23 protein-coding genes are annotated in these 23,030 nt (G+C 65.5%); 14 read left to right on the top strand and 9 right to left on the bottom strand.

Annotation, left to right across the window (positions count from 1 at the left end; genetic code table 11):
• Window positions 1-75 precede the first annotated feature (75 nt).
• Window positions 76-630: a fasciclin domain-containing protein gene (locus U1708_RS08885; RefSeq protein ID WP_332744804.1), complete on the top strand. Its 555-nt coding sequence runs from the start codon at window positions 76-78 to the stop codon at window positions 628-630.
• Window positions 631-852: 222 nt separating this feature from the next.
• On the opposite strand, the gene U1708_RS08880 is transcribed toward U1708_RS08885, so the two are convergent.
• Entirely contained in the window at window positions 853-2,118 is a 1,266-nt protein-coding gene (locus U1708_RS08880; RefSeq protein WP_307087715.1) for a NupC/NupG family nucleoside CNT transporter, read from the bottom strand.
• A gap of 139 nt (window positions 2,119-2,257) precedes the next feature.
• On the opposite strand from U1708_RS08880, the gene U1708_RS08875 reads away from it, so the two are divergent.
• From U1708_RS08875 to U1708_RS08850, 6 genes are all read left to right on the top strand, one after another.
• Window positions 2,258-2,905, top strand: coding sequence for a queuosine precursor transporter (locus tag U1708_RS08875; RefSeq protein ID WP_332744802.1), 648 nt, complete (start codon window positions 2,258-2,260; stop codon window positions 2,903-2,905).
• A gap of 149 nt (window positions 2,906-3,054) precedes the next feature.
• A complete protein-coding gene (gene argB, locus U1708_RS08870) occupies window positions 3,055-3,972 on the top strand; it encodes an acetylglutamate kinase (protein WP_307087712.1) in 918 nt (305 codons plus the stop codon).
• Between the two features lie 216 nt (window positions 3,973-4,188).
• A complete protein-coding gene (locus U1708_RS08865) occupies window positions 4,189-4,491 on the top strand; it encodes a YggT family protein (RefSeq protein WP_093398362.1) in 303 nt (100 codons plus the stop codon).
• A complete protein-coding gene (locus U1708_RS08860) occupies window positions 4,488-4,784 on the top strand; it encodes a DUF167 domain-containing protein (RefSeq protein WP_332744799.1) in 297 nt (98 codons plus the stop codon). The genes U1708_RS08865 and U1708_RS08860 overlap by 4 nt, the downstream gene beginning before the upstream one ends.
• A gap of 11 nt (window positions 4,785-4,795) precedes the next feature.
• A complete protein-coding gene (gene folD / locus U1708_RS08855; RefSeq protein WP_332744797.1) occupies window positions 4,796-5,671 on the top strand; it encodes a bifunctional methylenetetrahydrofolate dehydrogenase/methenyltetrahydrofolate cyclohydrolase FolD in 876 nt (291 codons plus the stop codon).
• Entirely contained in the window at window positions 5,668-6,288 is a 621-nt protein-coding gene (locus U1708_RS08850) for a MarC family protein (RefSeq protein WP_332744795.1), read from the top strand. The genes folD and U1708_RS08850 overlap by 4 nt, the downstream gene beginning before the upstream one ends.
• A gap of 94 nt (window positions 6,289-6,382) precedes the next feature.
• Here U1708_RS08850 and U1708_RS08845 read toward each other — a convergent pair whose 3' ends face one another.
• Window positions 6,383-8,170 (bottom strand): AcrB/AcrD/AcrF family protein, encoded by a 1,788-nt coding sequence (locus U1708_RS08845; protein WP_332744794.1) that lies wholly within the window; start codon window positions 8,168-8,170, stop codon window positions 6,383-6,385.
• Window positions 8,171-8,236: 66 nt separating this feature from the next.
• On the opposite strand from U1708_RS08845, the gene U1708_RS08840 reads away from it, so the two are divergent.
• Together U1708_RS08840 and U1708_RS08835 are read left to right on the top strand one after the other, a co-directional pair.
• Entirely contained in the window at window positions 8,237-8,719 is a 483-nt protein-coding gene (locus U1708_RS08840; RefSeq protein ID WP_332744792.1) for a GtrA family protein, read from the top strand.
• A 30-nt stretch (window positions 8,720-8,749) separates the two neighbouring features.
• Window positions 8,750-9,478 carry a class I SAM-dependent methyltransferase gene (locus tag U1708_RS08835; RefSeq protein WP_248522461.1) on the top strand — a complete coding sequence of 243 codons (729 nt, stop codon included), beginning with the start codon at window positions 8,750-8,752 and terminating at the stop codon, window positions 9,476-9,478.
• A gap of 296 nt (window positions 9,479-9,774) precedes the next feature.
• Here U1708_RS08835 and U1708_RS08830 read toward each other — a convergent pair whose 3' ends face one another.
• Together U1708_RS08830 and U1708_RS08825 are read right to left on the bottom strand one after the other, a co-directional pair.
• Complete coding sequence (locus U1708_RS08830) at window positions 9,775-10,797, bottom strand: glycosyltransferase family 2 protein (protein ID WP_332744788.1); 1,023 nt, start codon at window positions 10,795-10,797, stop codon at window positions 9,775-9,777.
• Between the two features lie 47 nt (window positions 10,798-10,844).
• A complete protein-coding gene (locus U1708_RS08825) occupies window positions 10,845-12,950 on the bottom strand; it encodes a RelA/SpoT family protein (protein WP_332744786.1) in 2,106 nt (701 codons plus the stop codon).
• Window positions 12,951-13,135: 185 nt separating this feature from the next.
• Here U1708_RS08825 and U1708_RS08820 point away from each other — a divergent pair, with 185 nt between their 5' ends.
• On the top strand, window positions 13,136-13,627 hold the full coding sequence (locus tag U1708_RS08820) for a winged helix-turn-helix transcriptional regulator (RefSeq protein ID WP_332744785.1): 492 nt from the start codon (window positions 13,136-13,138) through the stop codon (window positions 13,625-13,627).
• Between the two features lie 127 nt (window positions 13,628-13,754).
• Here U1708_RS08820 and U1708_RS08815 read toward each other — a convergent pair whose 3' ends face one another.
• From U1708_RS08815 to U1708_RS08805, 3 genes are read right to left on the bottom strand one after another with little or no spacing between them, the layout of a single operon-like run.
• Entirely contained in the window at window positions 13,755-14,180 is a 426-nt protein-coding gene (locus tag U1708_RS08815; protein WP_332744783.1) for an acyl-CoA thioesterase, read from the bottom strand.
• The gene (locus U1708_RS08810; RefSeq protein ID WP_332744782.1) at window positions 14,180-14,956 is read right to left on the bottom strand and encodes a sulfite exporter TauE/SafE family protein; all 777 of its coding nucleotides are present in this window, start codon (window positions 14,954-14,956) and stop codon (window positions 14,180-14,182) included. The genes U1708_RS08815 and U1708_RS08810 overlap by 1 nt, the downstream gene beginning before the upstream one ends.
• A gap of 11 nt (window positions 14,957-14,967) precedes the next feature.
• A complete protein-coding gene (locus tag U1708_RS08805) occupies window positions 14,968-16,176 on the bottom strand; it encodes an LL-diaminopimelate aminotransferase (protein ID WP_332744779.1) in 1,209 nt (402 codons plus the stop codon).
• A gap of 457 nt (window positions 16,177-16,633) precedes the next feature.
• On the opposite strand from U1708_RS08805, the gene U1708_RS08800 reads away from it, so the two are divergent.
• The 3 genes from U1708_RS08800 (at window position 16,634) to clpS (ending at window position 19,695) form a co-directional block, all read left to right on the top strand.
• Window positions 16,634-18,346, top strand: a complete 1,713-nt coding sequence (locus tag U1708_RS08800; RefSeq protein ID WP_332744777.1) for a PHA/PHB synthase family protein — start codon at window positions 16,634-16,636, stop codon at window positions 18,344-18,346.
• Window positions 18,347-18,449: 103 nt separating this feature from the next.
• Window positions 18,450-19,166, top strand: a complete 717-nt coding sequence (locus U1708_RS08795) for a phasin family protein (protein ID WP_332744775.1) — start codon at window positions 18,450-18,452, stop codon at window positions 19,164-19,166.
• Window positions 19,167-19,356: 190 nt separating this feature from the next.
• Window positions 19,357-19,695 carry an ATP-dependent Clp protease adapter ClpS gene (clpS, locus tag U1708_RS08790; protein WP_332745151.1) on the top strand — a complete coding sequence of 113 codons (339 nt, stop codon included), beginning with the start codon at window positions 19,357-19,359 and terminating at the stop codon, window positions 19,693-19,695.
• Between the two features lie 38 nt (window positions 19,696-19,733).
• On the opposite strand, the gene U1708_RS08785 is transcribed toward clpS, so the two are convergent.
• Entirely contained in the window at window positions 19,734-20,417 is a 684-nt protein-coding gene (locus tag U1708_RS08785) for a Crp/Fnr family transcriptional regulator (RefSeq protein WP_332745150.1), read from the bottom strand.
• Between the two features lie 251 nt (window positions 20,418-20,668).
• On the opposite strand from U1708_RS08785, the gene murA reads away from it, so the two are divergent.
• Window positions 20,669-21,952 carry a UDP-N-acetylglucosamine 1-carboxyvinyltransferase gene (gene murA / locus U1708_RS08780; RefSeq protein WP_332744773.1) on the top strand — a complete coding sequence of 428 codons (1,284 nt, stop codon included), beginning with the start codon at window positions 20,669-20,671 and terminating at the stop codon, window positions 21,950-21,952.
• Between the two features lie 348 nt (window positions 21,953-22,300).
• On the opposite strand, the gene phbB is transcribed toward murA, so the two are convergent.
• Entirely contained in the window at window positions 22,301-23,023 is a 723-nt protein-coding gene (phbB, locus tag U1708_RS08775; RefSeq protein WP_056066403.1) for an acetoacetyl-CoA reductase, read from the bottom strand.
• Between the last annotated feature and the right edge of the window lie 7 nt (window positions 23,024-23,030).

Raw genomic sequence — 23,030 nt, 5'->3', positions numbered from 1 at the left:
TGCATCATTATCCCGATCCGGCCGTATCTTATTGCGGTTGCGCCGAATGAACGGCGCCATGCAGGAGAGCATGCCGTGAATCACGTGTTTCGTACCGCGATCGTCGCCGCCGCCATCGTCGTCAGCGGCAGTGCAATCGTCGCCGCGCAGACCAATCCCATGGTCGGCGGCGCCGAGATGTATCCGACCAAGACGATCGTCGAGAACGCGGTCAATTCGAAGGATCACACGACGCTGGTCGCCGCGGTGAAGGCTGCCGGCCTGGTCGAGACGCTGTCGGGCCCGGGTCCGTTCACGGTGTTCGCGCCGACCAACGCCGCGTTCAAGAAGCTGCCCGCCGGCACCGTCGACACGCTGCTCAAGCCTGAGAACAAGGCGCAGCTGTCCGCCGTCCTGACCTATCACGTCGTCCCCGGCACGATCACCGCTGCCGACATCGCCGCCAAGGCGAAGGCGAATGGCGGCACCGCGACCTACACGACCGTGCAGGGCGAGCCGCTGATGTTCAAGAAGGCCGGCAGCGGCTGGGGCATCATGGACGGCAAGGGCCACAAGGGCCGCGTCACGATCGCCAACGTCATGCAGTCGAACGGCGTGATCCACGTCATCGACACGGTGATGCTGCCGTAATCGGGCACTACGCGAGATAGCTGCCTCGATCCCCCCAAGAGGCAGTTTCGTCGGGCCCGTCGCCGGAAGGTGGCGGGCCCGATTGCGTTCGCGGCTACTCTCCTCCCCTGTGAGGGGAGGTGGCTGGCGTAGCCAGACGGAGGGGTAGCGCGCTCTCGACAGGGGCATACCCCTCCGTCAGCCAAGCGGCCGCCACCTCCCCTTGCAGGGGAGGATCGAAAGTCAGCCGATCAGCAGACCCGCGAGCGCGGCCGACATCAGGTTCGCCAGGCTCCCGGCCGCCAGCGCGCGCAGGCCGAGCTTGGCGATCATCGGCCGCTGGTTGGGCGCAAGGCTCCCGGTCACCGCCATCTGGATCGCGATCGACGAGAAGTTGGCAAAGCCGCACAGCGAGAAGGTGATCACCGCGATCGTCCGCGCGCTCAGCCCCTGCTGCGTTCCGAGCGAGATATACGCGACGAATTCGTTCAGCACGATCTTCTGCCCGAACAGCCCGCCGGCGATCCCCGCCTCGCTCCACGGCACGTTCAGCAGGAACATGATCGGCGCGAAGACGTAGCCGAGCAGGCCCTGGAAGCTCAGCCCCGGCAGCCCGATCATGTTGCCAAGCCCGCCGAGCAGCCCGTTCGCCAATGCCACCAATGCAACGAACGCCAGCACCATCGCACCGACCGCGACGGCGAGGCGCACGCCGGTCTGCGCGCCCTGGGCTGCGGCCATGATCAGGTTGGCGGGCTTCTCCTCGTCATGCGTCGCCTGCGGCATCGGTTCGCCGGCGGACGATTCACCCGGCAGATCGCCAAGCGCCAGTTCGCCCTCGGGCGGCATGACGCGGTCGGGCATGATGATCTTCGCCATCAGGATGCCGCCCGGCGCGGCCATGAAGCTCGCAGCCAGCAGGTAATCGATGCGTATCCCCATCGACGCATAAGCCGCGAGGATCGTGCCCGCGACGCCGGCCATGCCGCTGGTCATCACGGTGAACAGCTGCGCCGGAGTCAGCCCCGCCAGATACGGCCGGATCACCAGCGGCGATTCGCTCTGGCCGACGAAGATGTTCGCCGCCGCGCACAAAGATTCGACCTTCGAGACGCCGATGACCTTCTCGATCCCGCCGCCGACCCAGCGCACCACCAGCTGCATGATGCCGAGATAATAGAGGATCGAGACGAGGCTGGCGAAGAAGATGATCACCGGCAGCGCGGCGATCGCGAAGCTCTGTCCGCCGATCTCGGGCGTCGCCATCTTGCCGAACAGGAATTCGGTGCCCTTCTGCGAATAACCCAGCAGGTTGGCGACCCCGCCGGACATCTCGCCGAGCACCACTTTGCCGAAGCTCGAATACAGCACGAGCACCGCGATCCCGGCCTGCAACGCGAATGCCGCGCCGACGATGCGCAGGCGGATCGCGCGGCGGTCGCTCGACAGCAGCACAGCGATGCCCAGAATGACGGCGATGCCTGCAAGGCCGATGACTAGTCTTTCCATGGACGCCCTGCATTTTTGACTGACACGCGTGGCCCCCCGGCCGCGCAAGCGACCGACATGACACGCGAGCGCCGCACTCGCCAGTCATTTGAGGTCTAGTCATTTGACGGCGTGGCGGTTTTCGCTAGCGTCCCGCGCGATGGACAAACCACTTCCCGCGTTCCCGCGTTCGCTCTTCGTTTTCTCGGTCCTGTACGGCGGCATGGTGTGCATCGCCGGCGTGCTGGGGGTGAAACAGGTCGCGCTCGGCCCGCTCGCGGTCGAGGCGGGGATCTTCGGCTTCCTGCTGCTGGTGGCGCTGAGCAGCGCGATTTCCGAGCTGCACGGCCAGAAGACCGCTACGTTCCTGGTGCGCCTGGGCTTCATCCCGTTGCTGGTATCGGCGGCGCTGATCCAACTGGTGCTGGCGCTGCCGCATGATCCGGGGATGTACTCGCCCGCGGTCGACGCGTTCCCGATCGTGGTCGGCCAGAGCTCGCGGATGATGATCGCCGGGCTGATCTCCTACGGCATCTCGCAGACGCTCAACGTGCTGATCTTCTCGAAGCTGTCGGGACAGGTCGGCAGCGGCGAGGGCAAGCTGGTGTGGCTGCGCGGCATGATCGCGAGCATCATCTCGCAGATCATCGACACGATTTTGTTCATCACTATCTCGTTCCTGGGTGAGCGACCGATCCTCGCGCTGATGGAGGGCCAGATGCTGACCAAGGTCGTGCTGTCGATCGTGCTGGTGCCCTTCCTGATCACGTTCTTCGTGCGATTGGGGCGGCGGCTGGACCGGGCATAACACTTTCTCCGTCATCCTGACGAAAGTCAGGACCCAGAGCCGCAAGGGACCCCGTTCGTGATCCTGGGTCCTGACTTTCGTCAGGATGACGGAATTGGTGATACGCGGTGATGCTTTCGCTACCTCCCTTGACTGTCTAAGGGGTCGGCATGACCGATCACACGCCCGATCCCGCCCTGCTCGCCAAGGCGGAAACGCTCACCGAGGCGCTGCCGTATCTGCAGCGCTACGCCGGCAAGACGTTCGTCGTGAAATACGGCGGGCACGCGATGGGCGACCCCGAGCTGCAGCGCGATTTCGCCGAGGACATGGTGCTGTTGAAGGCGGTCGGCATCAACCCGGTCGTCGTCCACGGCGGCGGCCCGCAGATCGGCGCGATGCTCAAGCGCCTCGGCGTCGAATCGCGCTTCGTCGACGGTTTGCGCGTGACCGACGCCGAAACCGCGCAGATCGCCGAAATGGTCCTCGCGGGCTCGATCAACAAGGAAATCGTTGGCTGGATCGGCCAGGCCGGCGGCCGCGCGGTCGGCATTTCGGGCAAGGACGCAGGCCTCGTGCTCGCGCAAAAAGTCGGCCACGGTCGCGAGCCCGACAAGCTCCAGGGGATCGAGCGTCACGTGGACCTAGGCTTCGTCGGCGAGCCGATCGCGGTCGACCGGACGATCCTCGACACGCTGATAAAGGCCGACATCATCCCGGTGATCGCCCCGATCGGCATCGGCGCCGACGGCCACACCTACAACATCAACGCCGACACGATGGCGGGCGCCATCGCCGCCGCGATGGGCGCGGCGCGGTTCTTCCTTTTGACCGACATCGTCGGGGTGCTCGACAAGCAGGGCGAACTGCTCACCGATCTCGACCCCGCGCGGATCGCCGAACTCCGCGCCGACGGCACCGTGACGGGCGGCATGATTCCCAAGCTCGACACCTGCGTCGCAGCGGTCGAATCGGGCGTCGATGCCGCGGTAATAATCGACGGTCGCGTACCCCACGCGATGCTGCTGGAGATCTTCACCAAGCAGGGCGCCGGCACGCTGGTCAGCGCGAACGGGCGTTCGCGGTAGGGGGCACCTCTCACTCCCGTCATCCTGACGAAAGTCAGGATCCAGAGCCACACGGGTAGCCTTCGTGGCTCTGGATCCTGGGTCAAGCCCAGGATGACGGGGACTCGGGGCGGCCCGTGCGGCTATAATCGTCGCGTGCAGGCCAGTGACACCACAGGGCTTCTCGTTCTCCCCCCGCCACCTTATATCGGCAATACACCAGCGGAGACCCTTGCCTTGATCGCCCTTCTTCAGATCGTCCAGTTGCTGCTCAACCTCGTCTGGTGGGTCATCGTCATCCAGGCGATCCTGTCGTGGCTGATCGCGTTCAACGTCATCAACACGCACAGCGATTTCGTCCGCACGGTCTGGAACGCCCTGCAGAAGATCACGGAGCCGCTGTATCGCCCGATCCGCCGCATCCTGCCCGATTTCGGGGCGCTCGATCTGTCGCCGCTGGTCGTGCTGCTGATCCTCTACATCCTGACCAACATCGTCATCCCGAACATCGCGCAGAACTACCTCGTCGCGGCCTATTGATCGGGCCGTCGGCCTGGCGCGCGGTCGATGACGGCCTCGCGATCACCGTCCGAGTAACCCCGCGCGGCGGTCGCGACGCTCTCGCCGCCGGAACGCCCGAGCATTTCGCCGCGCGACTGGCAGCCGCTCCCGTCGATGGCGCCGCAAATGCCGGGCTGGTCGCCCTCGTCGCCAAAACCTTCGGCGTACCCAAGCGTGCCGTAACGATAATCTCCGGCGAAACCTCCCGCCTGAAGCGCCTGCACATCGTCGGTAACGTCGCTACGCTGGCGGAAATCGCCGCCGGTCTTTAAGGACCGCGGGCATGAGCGCGACCATCATCGACGGCAAGGCCTTCGCCGCCGGCCTCCGGGCCCGTATCGCAGACGGCGTCACCGCCTTCAGGGCACAGGCAGGCCGCGCGCCCGGCCTAGCCGTCGTGCTGGTCGGCGAGGACCCCGCCTCGAACGTCTATGTCCGATCGAAGGGCAAGGCGACGCGCGAGGCCGGGATGGAGAGCATCGAGCACCGGCTCCCCGCCGCCGTCCCCGCTGAAGACCTGCTCGCGCTGGTCGCGACGCTCAACGCCGACCCGACGATCGACGGCATCCTCGTCCAATTGCCCCTGCCGAAACATATCGACGAGCAGGCGGTGATCGCCGCGATCGACCCCGACAAGGACGTCGACGGCTTCCACCCGATCAACGCCGGCCGCCTCGCGACCGGTCTGCCGGGCTTCGTCCCCTGCACGCCGCTCGGCTGCGTCATGCTGCTGAAGAGCGTGCTGCCGAGCTTGAGCGGGTTGGAGGCGGTCGTCGTCGGCCGCTCGAACATCGTCGGCAAGCCGATGGCGCAACTGCTCCTCCGCGAGAGCTGCACCGTCACAATCGTCCATAGCCGCACGCAGGACGTGCCCGCGCATATCCGCCGCGCCGACATGGTCGTGGCCGCGGTCGGCATTCCGCAGATGATCAAGGGCGACTGGCTCAAGCCTGGCGCGACCGTCATCGACGTCGGCATCAACCGCACCGACGCCGGCCTCGTCGGCGATGTCGATTTCGCCAGTGCGGTCGAGGTCGCGGGCGCGATCACGCCAGTACCGGGCGGCGTCGGGCCGATGACGATCGCGTGCCTGCTGCGTAACACGCTGGTATCCGCAGGCCGCCGCGAAGGCGTCGCTATAAATGAGGCGGCGCTGTGATCGAACTCTATATCTCGTCGCTGATCACGTTCTTCGTGGTCATCGATCCGCCCGGCTGCGCGCCGATCTATGCCGGGCTGTCGGCGAGCGCCTCGTCCCTCCAGAAGCGGGCGATGGCGATCCGCGCGGTCGGCGTGTCCGCGCTAATCCTGTTCGTCTTCGCGCTGTTCGGCGAGGCGTTGCTCAAAGGGCTCGGCATCAGCCTCGCCAGCTTCCGCATCGCCGGCGGCATCATGCTGTTCCTGATCGCGCTCGAAATGGTGTTCGAAAAGCGCACCGAGCGCCGCGAGGACCGCGCCGCCAAGGTCGCGAACGATCCCGAGGTCGAGGACGTCTCGATCTTCCCGATGGCGATGCCGATGATCGCGGGCCCCGGCTCGATCGCGTCGGTGATGCTGTTGATGAGCCGCAACAGCGGCATCGAGCGCTCGCTGGTCGTGCTCGGCGCGATGGTGACGATCCTGCTGCTGACCTTGGTCGCACTGCTCGCCGCGGGGCCGATCATGCGGATCCTCGGCGCCAAGATCGAGGCGGTGATCACGCGGTTGCTGGGCGTACTGCTAGCGGCGCTCGCGGTACAGTTCGTGCTCGACGGCCTGTCGGTGGTGCTGCACTAGTCTGTTCTCCTGCGAATGCAGGAGTCCAGGATTACAGACGCTGTCTTTCATTACCCTGAGCTCCTGCGTTCGCAGGAGAACCGGCGGGTGGTGATCAGTCCACCTTGAACAACCGCAACGGCGACTTCGCCGGCAGCGGCAGAGGCGTCAGCCACCCCGGCACCTCGTTCTTCGCCATCTGCGCATAGAACCCCTTCGGGCTGCGCGCCTTGTAGTTGGTCGATTCCGCCGCGTTCGGGCACAGCAGTAGCATGGTTGCGCCATGCCGTTTTATGATCGCATGCGCCTGGTCCGGCGTCCCGCCGAACGCGTGCTGGACGTCGAGGATCGCGTCGCCGTTCCGGTGATACGGCCCCGCGATCGCGTCGTGATGCGTGATCGTGATCAGCCGCGGCCCCATGTCGACGAAGGTGAACACCGTCTGCGCCGGATACTTGTTCAGCGCGAGCAGCACGGTCGTCCGCAGGCAGTTGCCCGTCGCCGAATTGACGCGCTTCTCATACGGCTTCGGCCGATCGATCGGCAGGTATTTGATCACCATCCCGGCGAACAAGCCCGACACGATCAGGAACGCCGCCACCGTCCCCAGCACGCGCACCGCAATCGATCGATTCCCGAGCAACCGCGGCAGGATCAGCCACCCGAGCGCAGTCGCCCCCGGAATCGCCAGCAACTGTGCCGCCGGCCCGGCGCGGACCTGCCACAGCAACATCGCACAGGCGAACGCGGTGAACAGCGCGACCGCCGCCCAGCCGACGGCCCGGTCGTCGCGACGCGCACGCCAGGCTGCAAGGATCGCCCCGATCAGCCCGATGATCGGCAGCGTCGCCAACGCGAACCCCACCCGGAAACTATGCTTGTAGATCGGCTTGGCCTCGCGGACATTGTCGAGCCAGTTGCGCTGCAGCTCGGGCGAAATGCCCTCGGGCCGCCCCAGGCACTGCGGAAACACCAACGCAAAGCCCGCAACGATCGCCGCACCCGCAACAACCGCCAGCGCCAGCCGCACACCCCGCGAAGCCGGCCCGAACCGCGCGAGCAAAAACAGCAACATCCCCGCCGCAATCATCACGCTCAACCACACGGGCGTCAGCGCATCGCACCGCATCGCCTGATTGGCATTCGACGCGAACAGCGCAAACCCCAGCGTGCTGCCTCCGCCCAACGTCAGCGCATAGATCGACAGCCGCTCCGCTTCGGACCGGTCCCACACCCAGCGTAAGGCAATGATCGCCCCCGCCATCGCCGCATACGGCAACAGCTCGAGCCCGATCGACAGCGACACCGCGCTCGCGAGCCCGACCATCGCGCCACCACGCCGGCCGTTCGCATCGCACAGCCCCGCGACCGTCAGGCTCAGCATGGCGAGCTGCCAGCCGTGATGATCGATCCGCTCGGGCATGAACATCAGCATCGTGCCGGTCGCGCCGACCATGATCACGACCGCCAACGGCCACGCATAGGGGCTGATCAGCCGCCGTACGGTCGCGCCGATCCCCAGCATCGCGATCGACAGCGGCAGCAACGGCGCGATCCCGCACGCCAGCCGCTCCGCCCAGCTGTTGCCCACGAACAGCCGGAAGAACAGGATCAGCCCGGCGATCGGCAGGTCGACGATCCGGCTCCAGTGGATGTCGAACCCGACCGGCGGGTTCAGCCGATAGTTGCGCAGATCGTACCAGCCCTGCCCATCGAGCAGCGCGCGAACCTGCATCAGGCGCATGTTGTCGTCGGTATCGCCGAGCGACAACCAGCGGATCTGGCCCCAGCGATCGAACATCGACCACGCCGCCACCGCCACCCAGGCGAGCAGCGTCAGCGCGATCCAATGCCGATCGAGTTCGTCCAGCAGCGTCCGCCGCTGAAGTGGTGCCTGATCCAAAACGCTTTCCTCCAGCCCGCACGCACTCTAGATGCGCGGGCGTATCTCAAGCGTCGCTCTATCGCGGTGCCCGTAAAGAACAAGGCACCGGCGCGATCGCCGGAGGTAAAGAGCAAGGCGGGCATGCAGGCGATTTGGCGACAGATGGAGCAGATGCGGGCGAGCGGCGTGCTCGGCCAGCTCGTGCGCTTCGGCATCGCCGGCGGCATTTCCAGCGTCGTGTACTCGCTCGTCTACCTGCCGCTGACCGCCTATGTCTTCCCGCCCCGCCAAGCGGTGGCCGCGGTGCCGTTCGCGTTCGCGGTCGCGGTGGTGGTCGGGTTCTTCCTCCACAGCCGCTGGAGCTTCAAGGGCCATGCGAAGGAACCGGGGGCGGGCCGGCATTTCAAGTTCGTGATCGTCCAGGCCGCGGGGCTGAGTCTCAACGCGGTCATCACCTGGATCGGCACCGCTCTGCTTCATCTGCACCCTTGGATCCCGCTGATCCCCGCCGTCCTTCTTGCCGCTATCCTGAGCTTCGTGCTCAACCGTCTTTGGGTTTTCAACTGACATGAGTTTCAACCGTAGGGCCGACATTTAATGGACCGCATCGTCTACGACCGGATGGCCGCCCACGATTCCACCCACTGGTGGTACCGCGCGCGCCGCGACATCCTGGCGGATTATCTGACCCGCTACGGCGCGTTGCCAAAGGATGCGAAGATCCTCGAGATCGGCTGCGGCACCGGGCACAACCTGCCGATGCTGGCCGAGTTCGGCGAGATTGATGCGATCGAGATCGACCCGGCGGCACGCGAGATCGCCAGCGAGCGGCTCGGCAAGCCGGTCGGCGCGGCACCCTTGCCCGAACTCCCCGGCGTGCCGCGGAAGCATTACGACCTGATCGCGGTTCTCGATGTGGTCGAGCATATCGAGGACGACGTCGCCGCATTGAAGGCGATGGCGGATTGCCTCGCGCCCGGTGGCAAGATCCTGATCGCAGTCCCCGCGCATGCCTGGCTCTGGAGCGCGCACGACGTCGTGAACCATCACCACCGCCGCTACTCGAAGGCAACGCTCAAGACCGCCATCGAGACGGCTGGCCTGAAACCGGAAAAGCTCGGCTATTTCAATTCGCTGCTGTTCCCGCTGGCGGCGGCGGCGCGGATCGCGGGCCGGATGACCGGGCGCGACGACAGCGACGATTCGCCGCCGCCGAAGCTGGTGAACGCGCTGTTCGAAAAGATCTTCCGGCTCGAGCGGCATCTGGTCGGCCGCATGCCTATGACGCCGGGGGTCTCGATCGTGACGCTAGCGGTGCCGCGGTAACGCTCCTCGATCCTCCTCTTGCAGGGGAGGTGTCGCGTAGCGACGGAGGGGTGACGCCCTATCGAGAGCAGGTCACCCCTCCGTCAGCGCTTCGCGCTGCCACCTCCCCTGCAAGGGGAGGATTGGCGGTAAATCCGGTGCGGCGGGGGTGAAGGATACCCGCGCTGGATTTCTTAGGGAAGCACCACCCCGGCGAAGGCCGGGGCCCAATTGGGGGACGTGGCCAACTGAGGTCCGCGCTCCGTTACTGCGACCTTTCCAAGTGGGCCCCGGCCTCCGCCGGGGTGGTTTGAGGATCAGTCGATACGACCCGGGAGGGAGCCGTCAGGCAACCGCACCACGTCCACCGGCTCCGCCCGAAATCCCAACGTCGCCTTCCCCTGGATCGGCCCCGCGACATCTGCGACGATATACAAAGGCCGCCGCTTCGACTCGACGTACAACCGCCCCAGATACTCGCCGATCATCCCCAGCACGAACATCTGCACCGCGCCCAGGAACACCGTCACAAGCATCGTCGAGGTCCAGCCCTGCACCGCGCTGCCCGAGACCCAGCCGATCGCGATGTAGACGAACAGCAGCAGCGACACGCCGGTCAGCGCGAGCCCGGCGTGGCTGGCGAAGCGCAGCGGCGCGGTCGAGAAGCCGGTGACGGCGTCGAACGCTAGGCGGATCATTTTCGCCAGGGGGTAGTTCGTCTCGCCCGCCAGCCGCTCGGCGCGATCATACGGGAAGGGGACCTGTTTGAAGCCGATCCAGGCGACCATGCCGCGGATGAAGCGGGCCTGCTCGGGGAGCGAGAGGAACGCATCCAGCGCGCGCCGACTCATCAGGCGGAAGTCCCCGGTGTCGAGCGGGATCGGCGTATCGGTCATCCGCGTCAGCATCCGGTAGAACGCAGCGGCGGTCGCCTTCTTGAACACCGTCTCGCCCGCGCGCTGGCGCCGCACCGCGTACACCACGTCCGCCTGGCTCGCCGCCATCGCCGCACGCATGTCGGACAGCAATTCCGGCGGATCCTGGAGATCGGCGTCGATGATCAGGATCTGCTCGCCTGCGCACAGATCCAGCCCGGCGGTCAGCGCCAACTGGTGGCCATGGTTACGCGATAGGTTGATCGCCACCAGCCGCGGGTCGGCAGCGGCAAGGCGTTGCATGACGTGCCAGCTATCGTCGCGCGATCCGTCGTTGATCAGGACGATCTCGTAATCGTCGCCGACCGCGACCTTCGCCGCGCCCGAAATGCGCGCGTGAAGGATGTCGAGGCACGACGCCTCGTTGTAGCAGGGCACGACGATCGATAACGCTGGACGGTTCATTCGCCCCGTCTAGCGTCGGGTTCGTCCGGCGTCATCGACAGATGTTTCTACACCCGCTCCACGGTATGCACCGCATCCGCCGCGCGCAGTCCGGCCATCAGCCGCATCAGCTGCTGTACGTCGTGCACCTCGACGTCGATCTCGTTGGTGTGGAAGCTCTTGTCGCGCGTATCGAGCCGCAGGTTGATGATGTTCGCCTTGTGCCCGCCGATGATCGTCGAGACGATGCCGAGCGAGCCCGGCTCGTTCTTCACCATCACCGAAATCCGCGCGACGGCGCCCTCGGTTTCGTCGCCCCACGCGACATCCACCCAGTCGGTCTCGTTCTCCGAGCGCTCGGCGAGTTCGGCGAGCACCTTACAGTCGATCGCATGGACTTCGATGCCTGCGTCCGGCCGGCGCAATCCGACGATCCGGTCGCCCGGTACTGGGTGGCAGCACGTGGCGAGGTCGTAGGCGACACCGGGAGTCAGCCCCTTGATAGAGATCGCGCTCGATTGCGGCGCCAGCGCATGCGTCACGTCCGCACCGGCCGAGCCCGGCATCAACGCCTCCATCACCGCTGCATCGGACAAGGTCCGCCGCGCGATCGCGACCATCAGCGACGATTCGTCGGGCAGCTTGAGCCGCTTCAGCGCGTGGCTCAGCGCATCGGTGCCGATCTGCGCGGGCAGGCGGGTGACGATGTCCTCGTACAGCGTCTGGCCCAGTGCGGTCTGCTCGACACGTTCCTTCTGGCGCAGATGCCGGCGGATCGCGGCGAGCGCCTTGCCGGTGGTCGCGACGTTCAGCCATTGCGGCTGCGGTGACTGGCCCTTCGAGCGCAGGATCTGCACCTGGTCGCCATTCTCGATCACCGTCGACAGCGGCACGACCCGACCGTTCACCTTCGCGCCGACCGCCTGATCGCCAAGGTCGGTGTGCACCGCATAGGCGAAGTCGATCGAGGTCGCGCCCTTGGGCAACTGGATCAGCTCGCCCTTCGGCGTGAACGCGAAGATGCGATCGGTGTACATCGCCATCCGCGTATGTTCGAGCAGCTCTTCGGGGCTTTCGGCGGTATCGAGGATTTCGACGAGGTCTCGGATCCAGCTGACCTGCCGGTCGCTGCCGTTAATCTGCTGCTTGTACGCCCAGTGCGCCGCCAGCCCGAACTCGGCCTGCGCGTGCATATCGGGCGTGCGGATCTGGATCTCGATCCGCGCGCTGTCGGCATGGATCACCGAGGTATGCAGCGAACGATAGCCGTTGCGCTTGGGCGTCGAGATGTAATCCTTGAACCGCCCCGGCACCATCGGCCAGCGCTGATGGATGATCCCAAGTGCACGGTAGCAATCTTCCTCGGTGGGGACGATCGCGCGGAAGGCCATTACATCGGAGAGTTGTTCGAAGCTGATGTGGCGTTCGGACATCTTCCGGAAGATCGAATAGGGGTGTTTTTCGCGCCCCGAGATTTCCGCTTCGACACCGGCGCGGGAGAGTACCAGCTTGAGGCCGGAGGCGATCTTGGCGATGCGGTCGCCGTCGCCCTTTTTGAGCTGTTCGAGGCGGCGGTTGATCGATTCGGAGGCTTCGGGCTCTAGCTGTTCGAACGCGAGCGACTGCATCTCGCGCATGAACTCGTACATGCCGATCCGCTCGGCGAGCGGCGCGTAGATGTCCATCGTCTCCTTGGCGATGCGACGGCGCTTCTCTGGCTTGGCGATGTGGTGCAGCGTGCGCATGTTGTGGAGGCGGTCGGCAAGTTTAACGAGAAGTACGCGGATGTCGTCGGACATCGCGAGGAGGAATTTGCGGAGGTTTTCGGCGGCGCGTTCGTTTTCGGTCTGTGCTTCGATCTTCGAAAGCTTGGTGACGCCGTCGACGAGACGCGCGACCGAAGCACCGAACAGCCGTTCGATTTCCTCGGGCGTGGCGACCGTGTCCTCGATCGTGTCGTGGAGGATCGCGGTGGCGATCGTCTCCGCGTCGAGGTGCAGGTCGGTGAGAATGCCGGCCACCTCGATCGGATGGCTGAAATACGGATCGCCGCTCGCACGCTTTTGCGACCCGTGCGCCTGCATCGAGAAGACATAGGCGCGGTTCAGCAGCGCCTCGTCGGCGTCGGGATCGTAGTCGAGGACGCGATCGACCAGTTCATATTGGCGCAACACGGTTCATAGATGGGGCCGTACGAGGAGTTTTGGCAACAAAAAGCGTCGCATCACTGTGATCTAGTGGGTGCATCCAAGGGGTGCGTCATCCATTCGTTGGGTCAGTGGCGTATAACGCAGGATAACCGGGGCGTTTCGCTTCTGCGGGTTATGCGGTACGCTTGCCCGCGGACGAGGATGACGTGATGGGCAAATTGCGCGAACCATTGCTGGAATGCAGCCTGCCCGCCGCGCTGGAGGCGATGGGCGAGCGCTGGTCGTTCCTGATCCTCCGCGCGGCGTTCAACGGCCTGCATCATTTCGAGGAGTTCCAATCGGAACTCGGCATCGCACGGAACATCCTGGCGAACCGGCTGGCGCGGCTGGTCGAGCACGGGATCCTAGAGCGACAGCCCATCCCGGAGGATCGGCGCAAGATCGCCTACGGACTGACCGACAAGGGTTTCGCGCTGTTGCCGACGATGATCGCGCTGCGGCAATGGGGCGAGCGGTGGGAGACGTGCGTGCCGGCGTTCCCGATCCTGGTCGACGCGCGCGATCGGCGGCCTTTGCAGCCGGTGTCGGTGCGGGCGCATGATGGGCGCGTGCTGGCGAAGGGGGATTTGATCTGGGCTCTGCCTGGGGAAGTTGCCGGGGATGGCGTGGAGGCAGAGGCGGCGGCTGAGGCGGCGGAGTAGGCCCCTTCTGCTCCCCTCCCTGGAAGGGAGGGGCTGGGGGTGGGTTGGCTTGGGGCTGGTGCCGGCGCTCTCCCAACGGGCCGACCCACCCCCTACCCCTCCCTTTCAGGGAGGGGGGACTGTTGCGTTAGTGGGTGGGTAGCGACTCCAGCACTGTGCGGATCGCGTTTGGCAACGCGACCGGGCGGCCTGTTTCCAGATCGACGTGGACGCTGACCATCGTGATCACCGTGTGCAGTTCGCCCGTCTCCGCATGCGCCAACTCGAAGCGCTTCGTCAGGCTTGTCGTGCCTAGCTTTTCGATCCGCACGAACGCTTCCACCGTATCCCCGAGGCGGAACGGCTTGAGGTAGTCGATCTCGGTCCGGCGTACGTTGAACTCGGTGGTCGGCCAGACGTCAGGCAGGGCTTCGGCGATCCCTGTCCATTCCCAGAACTCGGTCACCGCGACGTCGGCATATTCGAGATAGCGCGAGTTGAAGACGATGCGCTGGCCGTCGATTTCGGCGTAGCGCACGCGGAACTTGGTGGAGAAGGCGAAACCGGGCCGCATCAGAAGATCAGCCGGACGCCGACGATCGCCAGCACGGTCGCGAGCACCGGGACCAGTACGCGGTCGGAGACGCGCGTCGCGATCAGGCTGCCGACGATGATGCCGGGGATCGAGCCGATCAGCAGCGACACGAGCAGGTCGACGTCGACCGAGCCGAGGATCCAGTGGCCGATCCCCCCGAGCAACGTCAGTGGCACCGCGTGCGCGATGTCCGAACCGACCAATCGGTTGATCGGCAGGGAGGGGTAGAGGATCAGCAGCGCGGTCATGCCCAGCGCGCCGGCACCGACCGAGGTGAGCGAGACCAGCACGCCGAGGACGGCGCCCAGCAGGATCGTCAGCATCGCCTGGCGTTCACCGCCGACCGTGCCGATCCGCGGGGTCAGCCATGCGACGATCTTGCCGCGGAGGAACGTCGCGACCGCCGACAGGATCAGCGTGATGCCGAGCACGACGGTGATCGCGTGGCCGGTGTCGGATGATTTCTCGCCGAGGTGGTTTAGCACCAGCAACGTCGCGATCGCCGCCGGGACGCTGCCGGTCGCCAGCCGGCGCACCACGCGCCAGTCGACCGTGCCGCGCCATCCATGCACCGTCGTTCCCACCGTCTTGGTCGCCGACGCGTAGAGCAGGTCGGTGCCGACCGCGGTGGCGGGGTGGAAGCCGAAGACGAGCACCAGCAGCGGCGTCATCAGCGACCCGCCACCGACACCCGTCAGCCCGACAATGAGGCCGACGAGCACGCCGGCCACCGAATATAACGGATTGATATCCACGCTGGCGAAGGTCAGCCGGCGCCGCGCGCGGGCGTGTTTACGCCCATGGACTGGAGGTATTTCTTCACGTTGCGCGCCGCCTGACGGAGCCGCTGTTCGTTCTCGACCATCGCGATCCTCACATAGCCCTCGCCGTTTTCGCCGTAGCCCACGCCTGGGGCGACCGCGACGTGCGCGTGAGTCAGCAATTGTTTGGTGAACTCAAGGCTACCTAAATGCGCGAGGGCGGGTGGCAAAGGCGCCCAAGCGAACATGCTCGCGCGGGGGGACGGGATATCCCAGCCGGCGCGGCCGAAGCTCTCGACCATGACGTCGCGGCGCTTGTGATATAGCAGGCGGTTGCGTTCGACGATGTCCTGCGGACCGTTCAACGCGGCGCAGGCGGCCGCCTGGATCGGCGTGAACGCGCCGTAGTCGAGGTACGACTTTACGCGGCTCATCGCCGCGATCAGCGTCTTGTTGCCGACCGCGAAGCCGATCCGCCAGCCGGCCATCGAATAGGTCTTGCTGAGCGAGGTGAACTCGATCGCGATATCCTTCGCGCCCGGCACCTGCAGGATCGAGGGGGTCGGGTTGCCGTCGTAATAGAGCTCCGAATAGGCGAGATCGGAGATGATCCAGACCTTGTTCTCCTTCGCCCACGCGACGAGGCGCTCGTAGAAGGCGAGATCGACTGCCTCTGCCGTCGGATTCGACGGATAGTTGACGACCAGGATCGACGGGCGGGGCACGGTGAACGCCATCGCGCGCTCGAGGCTCTCGAAATACGCCTCGTCCGGGGTCGTCGGCACCGCGCGGATCGTGGCGCCGGCGATGATGAAGCCGAAGGTGTGGATCGGATAGGACGGGTTGGGCGCAAGCACGACGTCACCGGGCGCGGTGATCGCGGTGGCGAGGCTCGCGAGGCCCTCCTTCGAGCCCATCGTGACCACGACTTCGGTCTCGGGATCGACGTCGACGCCGAACCGGCGGCCGTAGTAATTCGCCTGCGCCTTGCGCAGGCCGGGGATGCCTTTCGACTGCGAATAGCCGTGCGCGCTGGGCTTGCGCGCGACTTCGACGAGCTTTTCGATGACATGCTCGGGCGGCGGCAGGTCGGGATTGCCCATGCCGAGATCGATGATGTCCTCCCCGCCCGCGCGCGCCGCCGCCCGCATCGCGTTCACTTCGGCGATGACGTAAGGGGGCAAGCGTTTGATGCGGTAGAAGTCTTCGGACATGATCAGCCTCAAGCTGGAGGAGCGGGTGCTGTACCGCAGGTGAGGGGGGGCGTCATCCGCCTCATTCGTCGCCGGTGCGAAAGGTTTGCCGAGTACCTCCCCGGCGGAGGCCAGGGTCCAATTGGAAAGGTCGTGGTAACGAAGCGCATCGTTCATCAGCGCCGTCGCCCAATTGGACCCCGGCCTTCGCCGGGGAGGTGGTTGGGAGGCGGCGCGGTGGTTGGCGAGGCGGCGCGGGGGAGGCGGCGTGGTGGTTGGCGAGGACGAGCGACGCCAGAAAATTCCGTCATCCTGACGAAAGTCAGGACCCAGAGCCGCAAGCGCCTGCGCTCGTAACCCTGGGTCCTGACTTTCGTCAGGATGACGAGTTGGGGTGTGACGGGCAGCATGTTTGAATCGCCTCGTTCTTCCGCTTGGCCGATCGCTCGGCTAAGCTCCGGGAAAAGCAGAGGACGTCATGGCCGAAACTCCTCCTACCCCGACCCTTCCCGATCTCCAGCACTGGACCTGGGTCATGGGGCGTGCGCAGCAGATGATGATGGAGCAGGGCTTGGCGGCGATGCAGCCCAAGCCCGAGGCGATCCCGGCGATCCCGGGCCTCACCGATCCCGCCACGCTGGAGCGCGCACGCGATTTCTGGAGTGAGAGCCTGACTCTGTGGCAGCGGTTTCTCGATCCGGCCAAGGCGCCCGAGCCCGCCCCCGTCACCGACAAGCGCTTCAAGGCGCCGCAGTGGCGCGAACCCGTGTTCGACCTGATCCGGCAGAGCTATCAGTTGATCGGCGATCACATGCTCCGCGGTGTCGAGGCGATCGACGGGCTCGACCCGAAGCAGAAGGAGCAGTTGCGGTTCGCGACCAAGGGGTTCGTCGACGCGATGAGTCCGACCAATTTCGCGCTGACCAACCCGCAGGTGATCGAGAAGACGATCGAGACGCGGGGCGAGAATCTGCTGAAAGGTCTGCAGAACATGATGGCGGACCTCGCCCGCGGGCAGGTGACGCATACGCCGGAGGGCGCGTTCGAGCTCGGCCGCAACCTGGCGATGACGCCGGGCAAGGTGGTCAAGCGCACGCCGCTCTACGAGCTCATTCAATACAGCCCGACCACCGAGAAGGTTCTGGCGACGCCGCTCGTCATCTTTCCGCCGTGGATCAACCGGTTCTACATCCTCGACCTGACGCCCGAGAAGAGCTTCATCCGCTGGGCGGTCGAGCAGGGCATCACGGTGTTCATGGTGTCCTGGAAATCCGCCGACGCGAGCATGAAGGACGTGGTTTGGGACGATTATGTCGGCGCGCAGGTCGAGGCGATCGACACCGTCCGCGACGTGCTCGACGTGCCGGCGGTGCATACGATCGGCTATTGCGTGGCGGGAACGACGCTGGCCGCGACACTCGCGCTGCTGACCGCACGCGGGCTTGCGGAAAAGGTGGCGAGCGCGACGTTCTTCACGGCACAGGTCGATTTCGCGCAGGCGGGCGAGTTGCAGTATTTCATCGACGACGAGCAGCTTAAGATGGTCGCGTCGCTGTCGCCAGAGGGGTTCCTCGACGGGCGTTACATGGCGACGACGTTCAACCTGCTGCGCGGGCGCGACCTGATCTGGAACTACGTCACGCAGAATTATTTGCTCGGGCAGGATTACGTGCCGTTCGACCTGCTCCACTGGAATGGTGACACGACCAACCTGCCGGCGAAATGGCATTTGAGCTATCTGACCGACCTGTACCGCGACAATCTGCTAGTACAGCCGGGCGCGATCAGCGTCGACGGCACGCCGCTCGACCTCACCAAGGTCAAGACGCCAAGCTATGTCCAGGCGGGGCGCGAGGATCATATCGCACCGGCGGAAAGCGTGTGGAAGCTGACCCAGCTGTTCGCGGGACCGCTGAAGTTCGTGCTGGCGGGGTCGGGGCACATCGCCGGAGTCGTGAACCCGCCGGCTGCGGGCAAGTATCAGTTTTGGACCAATCCTTCGGCGCATACGACGCTCGACAACTTCGTTGCGGGAGCGACCGAGACCAAGGGAAGCTGGTGGCCGGACTGGGTCGAATGGGTCCGCGCGATCGATCCGAAAATCGTGCCAGCCAAAGGGGTTAGGCATCCCGGCAAGGGGCCCCTCGCGGCGCTCGGCGATGCGCCCGGCGAGTATGTTAAAACTCGGTAGCGCTACCTTCCGTTAACGTCATGGTGCACTGCACAATTTTAATTGTGCGGCGCCACGAATAGTGTACAAAGACCGCGACATAACTCCGAAGAGAGGTGCGTGGATGGTGGATATCGTGAAACGGACGGCCAAGGCCGGTTCGAAGCTTGTCGCCGCCGCGAAACCGGTGGCTGCCGTGAAGGCCGCGACCGCCAAAGCCTCCGCTCGGACTGTCGCCAAGCCGGCGAAACCGGCACCCGAGCCGATCGCCAAGACGTCGGTACCTCAACCTCTCGCGGCTGCTTTTGTATCGCCGCATCCGGACATTCCCGCCCCGATTCCGGCCACCGCGCCAACGGGGACTCCTGCCAGCGAAACAAAGGACGCCACGATGGAAACGATCCAGAGCATCACCGAGAAGACCAAGGCCCTCTTCACGGGCGCGAACACCGCCGAGTTCAATGAGCAGGCCAAGGGCGCGATGGAGAAGTCGGCGAAGATGGCGGAAGATTTCGTCGCGTTCGGCAAGGGCAACATCGAGGCGCTGGTCGAATCGTCGAAGATCGCCGCGAAGAACGTCGAGGCGCTCGGCCAGGAAGCGGCCGAGTACGCCAAGACCTCGTTCGAGAGCGCGACCGAAGCCGCCAAGACGCTCGCCGCCGCCAAGTCGCCGACCGAGTTCATGAAGCTCCAGGGCGATTACGCGCGCACCGCGTTCGACACGATGATCGCCGAGGGTTCGCGCTCGACCGAGCGGATGCTGAAGATGTTCGGCGAGTTCGCGCAGCCGATCTCGAACCGCGTTGCGGTCGCGACCGACAAGATGAAGATCTCGTCGTAAGTCGATTGCGCGCCGCCTTCGGGTAGTGCGACACGAAAGGGGCGGCCGTCATGCGACGGTCGCCCCTTTTCGTTTGTGGATTTCGCACGGATTTCGCGTGGGGTGTGCGGGCGCCCCCTTGCCCTTGCCCCCCGGCATGCCATATTTTGGCAGCATGGTGTTGACCCCCGAATTGAAGCTGGCCGCAATGATGGCCGAGCGCCGCGACGATGGTGGCGAAGATGGCGATGGCGGCACGGGCGCCGGCATCGCGACCAAGACGCGCGCGAAGACCAAACAGCCGACGCCGTACCGCGTCCTGATGCTCAACGACGACTATACGCCGATGGAATTCGTCGTGCTGTGCCTCCAGCGGTTCTTCCGGATGGACATGGAGGCGGCGACTCGCGTTATGCTGCACGTCCACCAGAAGGGCGTCGGGGTTTGTGGGACGTTCAGCTACGAGGTCGCGGAGACCAAGGTGTCGCAGGTCATGGATTTCGCCCGCCAGAACCAGCATCCGCTGCAGTGCACGCTCGAGAAGGCGTGACTTGATCAGTCCTCTCGGCGGGGGGATCGAAGCGTATTTTACCGTGCGGGGGGAAGCCAGCGCAGGTCTAGTCCGTCGAACCGATCGATATAATTCGCCGCCTGCGCCAGTTGCATTTCGTTGAGCAATGTCACCCGGCCCATTTCGCGGCGGATCAGGCCGTCTTCCTCGAGTTGGCGAAGCATGCGGTTGACGTGGACCGCGGTGAGGCCGGTTGCGTCGCCGATTTCCTCCTGCGTCAGCCCAAGTGTGAAGCTGTTGCCCATCGCCCGGTCGCGCATTCGTAATCGGTTGCGCATCTCGAACAGCAGCGCGGCGATCCGGGCCTTTGCCGAGGTCCGGCCGAGCGCGGCGAGACGGTCGGTCAGCGCGACCTTCTCCATCTGGTTCATCACCATGATCAGCGCCGACAACCGCGGGTGATCGGTGACGAGCCCGGTCATCGCCGACCGATCGAACGAGCAGACCGTGCAATCCGTCAGCGCGACCACCGTCTCGGGCGAATCGCGGTACACCAGAGCCGAGACCGCCAGCATGTCGCCGGCATAGAGGAAGCGCAGGATCTGGCGGCTGCCGTCGTCTAGCAGCACATAGCTCATTGCCATGCCGCGTTGGAGGATGAAGAGTTCGGCCTGTGGGTCGTTCTCTCGCACGAGGACGGCACCGCGACGCAAGTCTCGCGGGCGGTCCTCCAACCGCGCTAGCGCAGCCTTTTCGTTCATCGACAGGTCGACGAGATCGCCGACGCGGTCGGCGAAGCAGCTGTGCGGCACTCTGTAATCGTCCCCGATGTTAGAGAACCACAGAGCAAAGCTAGGATTTCCGCGCATTAAAGTCGATCAAGCGGGGGGCGTTAGCGCTGCGGAGGAGGGCGCGCGGTCCCAACGCGGGACTCGTCCTCGGGTAGCGTCCGCCCATCGCCCGATCGCCAAGGGGCCCTTGCGCAGATCGCCAGCCGCGATAGACACCGGCGATGGACCGTATTCTCATTCGCGGCGGCAATCGCCTATCCGGGCGCCTGCCCATTTCCGGCGCGAAGAACGCCGCGCTCACGCTGATGCCGTGCGCGCTGCTGACCGAAGAACCGCTGACGCTGCGCAACCTGCCGCGGCTGGCGGATGTCGACGGCTTCGGCCATCTGCTCAACCAGCTCGGTGCGTCGACCGCGATCCAGGGGACGCGGCCGGAGGATTTCGGCCGTGTGATGACGATCCGCGCGGGTAACCTCACCTCGACCGAGGCGCCGTACGACATCGTGCGGAAGATGCGCGCGTCGATCCTGGTGCTCGGGCCTCTGCTCGGCCGTGGCGGCGAAGCGACGGTGTCGCTGCCGGGGGGCTGCGCTATCGGCAATCGGCCGATCGATCTGCATCTGCGCGCGCTCGAGGCGATTGGCGCCGAGTTGGAAATGGCGGCGGGCTATGTGAAGGCGATCGCGCCGGGTGGACGCCTGCCGGGCGGGCGCTTCCGTTTCCCGATCGTGTCGGTCGGCGCGACAGAGAACGTCGTGATGGCCGCGGTGCTCGCCAAGGGCACCAGCGTGATCGAGAACGCCGCGCGTGAGCCCGAGATCGTCGACCTCTGCAACTGCCTCGTCGCGATGGGCGCGTCGATCGACGGGATCGGCACAGAGACGCTGACGATCGAGGGCCGCGACCGGCTGCACGGCGCGACCTATGCGGTGATGCCCGACCGGATCGAGGCGGGCAGTTACGCGTGCGCCGCGGCGATCACGGGCGGCGACCTGGAGCTGGTCGGCGTCGCGATCCCGGACATGGGTGCGACGATCGATGCGCTGGTCGAGGCGGGCGTTTCCGTTACGCCGACCAGGGACGGCGTCCGCATCGCCTCGGACGGCAAGCTGAAGCCGCTGACGCTGTCGACTGCGCCTTACCCCGGGTTCGCGACCGACATGCAAGCGCAGTTCATGGCGATGCTGTGCAAGGCGGATGGCGCCAGCGTGCTGACCGAGACGATCTTCGAGAACCGCTATATGCACGTGCCGGAACTGGCGCGGATGGGGGCGGATATCCAGGTGCGTGGGCGGACCGCGGTGGTGCGCGGGGTCGACAAGCTGGTCGGGGCGCCGGTGATGGCGACCGATCTGCGGGCTTCGATGAGCCTGATCCTGGCCGGGTTGGCGGCGGATGGCGAGACGTCGGTGGGTCGGGTTTACCACCTCGACCGCGGGTATGAGCGGCTTGAGGAGAAGCTGAGCGCGGTTGGTGCGGATATCGAGCGGGCCAGCGACGGGTGAGGGCTTGGTGTCGTAGCTTGAGCAGGGGTTGGGTGAGGGGCTGTTCCGGGCGTAGCACTGCTTGGCTGCCCCTCACCCCGACCCTCTCCCCAAAGGGGAGAGGGAGTAGGTCGCTATTCGTTTTCCGGTGGTTCGGTTGAAGCAGCGCTGACCTTGCTGTTTCCCCGCGAAGGCGGGGGCCCAGGATCAAGCAAGACCGTTCTCGGTAATCCGGTAGACATCTACTCAGCGCCGCCGGCAAAGCCGCCGTCGGACGGGTTCGGTGAACCGACCCGCCGGCCGTGCCGGGCGCTGCCCGCTTCGCTTTGCTCGCGGTCAACGGCGCGGACGTTGCCGCGCCTGCGCCCGTCAGTACATGTGCTGCCCGCCATTAATGCTCAGCGTAGACCCGGTCACGAACCCGCCCTCCTCCGAGCACAGAAACGCCACACCACGCGCGATTTCGGTCGCCTGGCCCAAGCGCCCGACCGGGATCTTCGCCACGATCTTCTCCAGCACGTCGGCCGGCACCGCCGCCACCATGTCCGTATCGATATACCCAGGCGCGATCGCGTTGACCGTCACGCCGGCACGCGCGCCTTCTTGCGCCAACGCCTTGGTGAAGCCGTGGATGCCGGACTTGGCCGCTGCGTAGTTCACCTGGCCGTATTGCCCGGCCTGCCCGTTGATCGAGCCAATGTTGACGATCCGCCCCCATTTGCGCGTCCGCATGCCCGGGAACACCGCCTTGGCCATGTTGAAGCAACCGCCGAGATTGGTGTCCATCACCTCTTTCCAATCCTGGTAGGTCATCTTCAGGATCGTGCCGTCGCGGGTGATGCCGGCATTGTTCACGACGATATCGACGTCACCCAGGTCAGCGGCGACCTGCGCGCAGCCGGCCTGGCACGCGTCGTAGTCGGCGACGTCCCATTTATACGCCTTGATCCCAGTGCGCTCGGTGAATTCGCGAGCCCGGTCATCGTTGCCAGCATAGGTTGCCGCTACGGTCAGGCCCATGTCCTGCAATGCGAGGCTGATCGCTTCGCCGATTCCGCGCGTACCACCGGTTACAATTGCGACGCGTGCCATCAGTCTC

Origin of the sequence: Sphingomonas arabinosi (assembly GCF_036663715.1) — a bacterium.
Lineage (GTDB): Bacteria > Pseudomonadota > Alphaproteobacteria > Sphingomonadales > Sphingomonadaceae > Sphingomonas.
The sequence above is the reverse complement of the archived record's forward strand: the minus strand, read 5'-3'. Positions and strand labels throughout refer to the sequence as shown.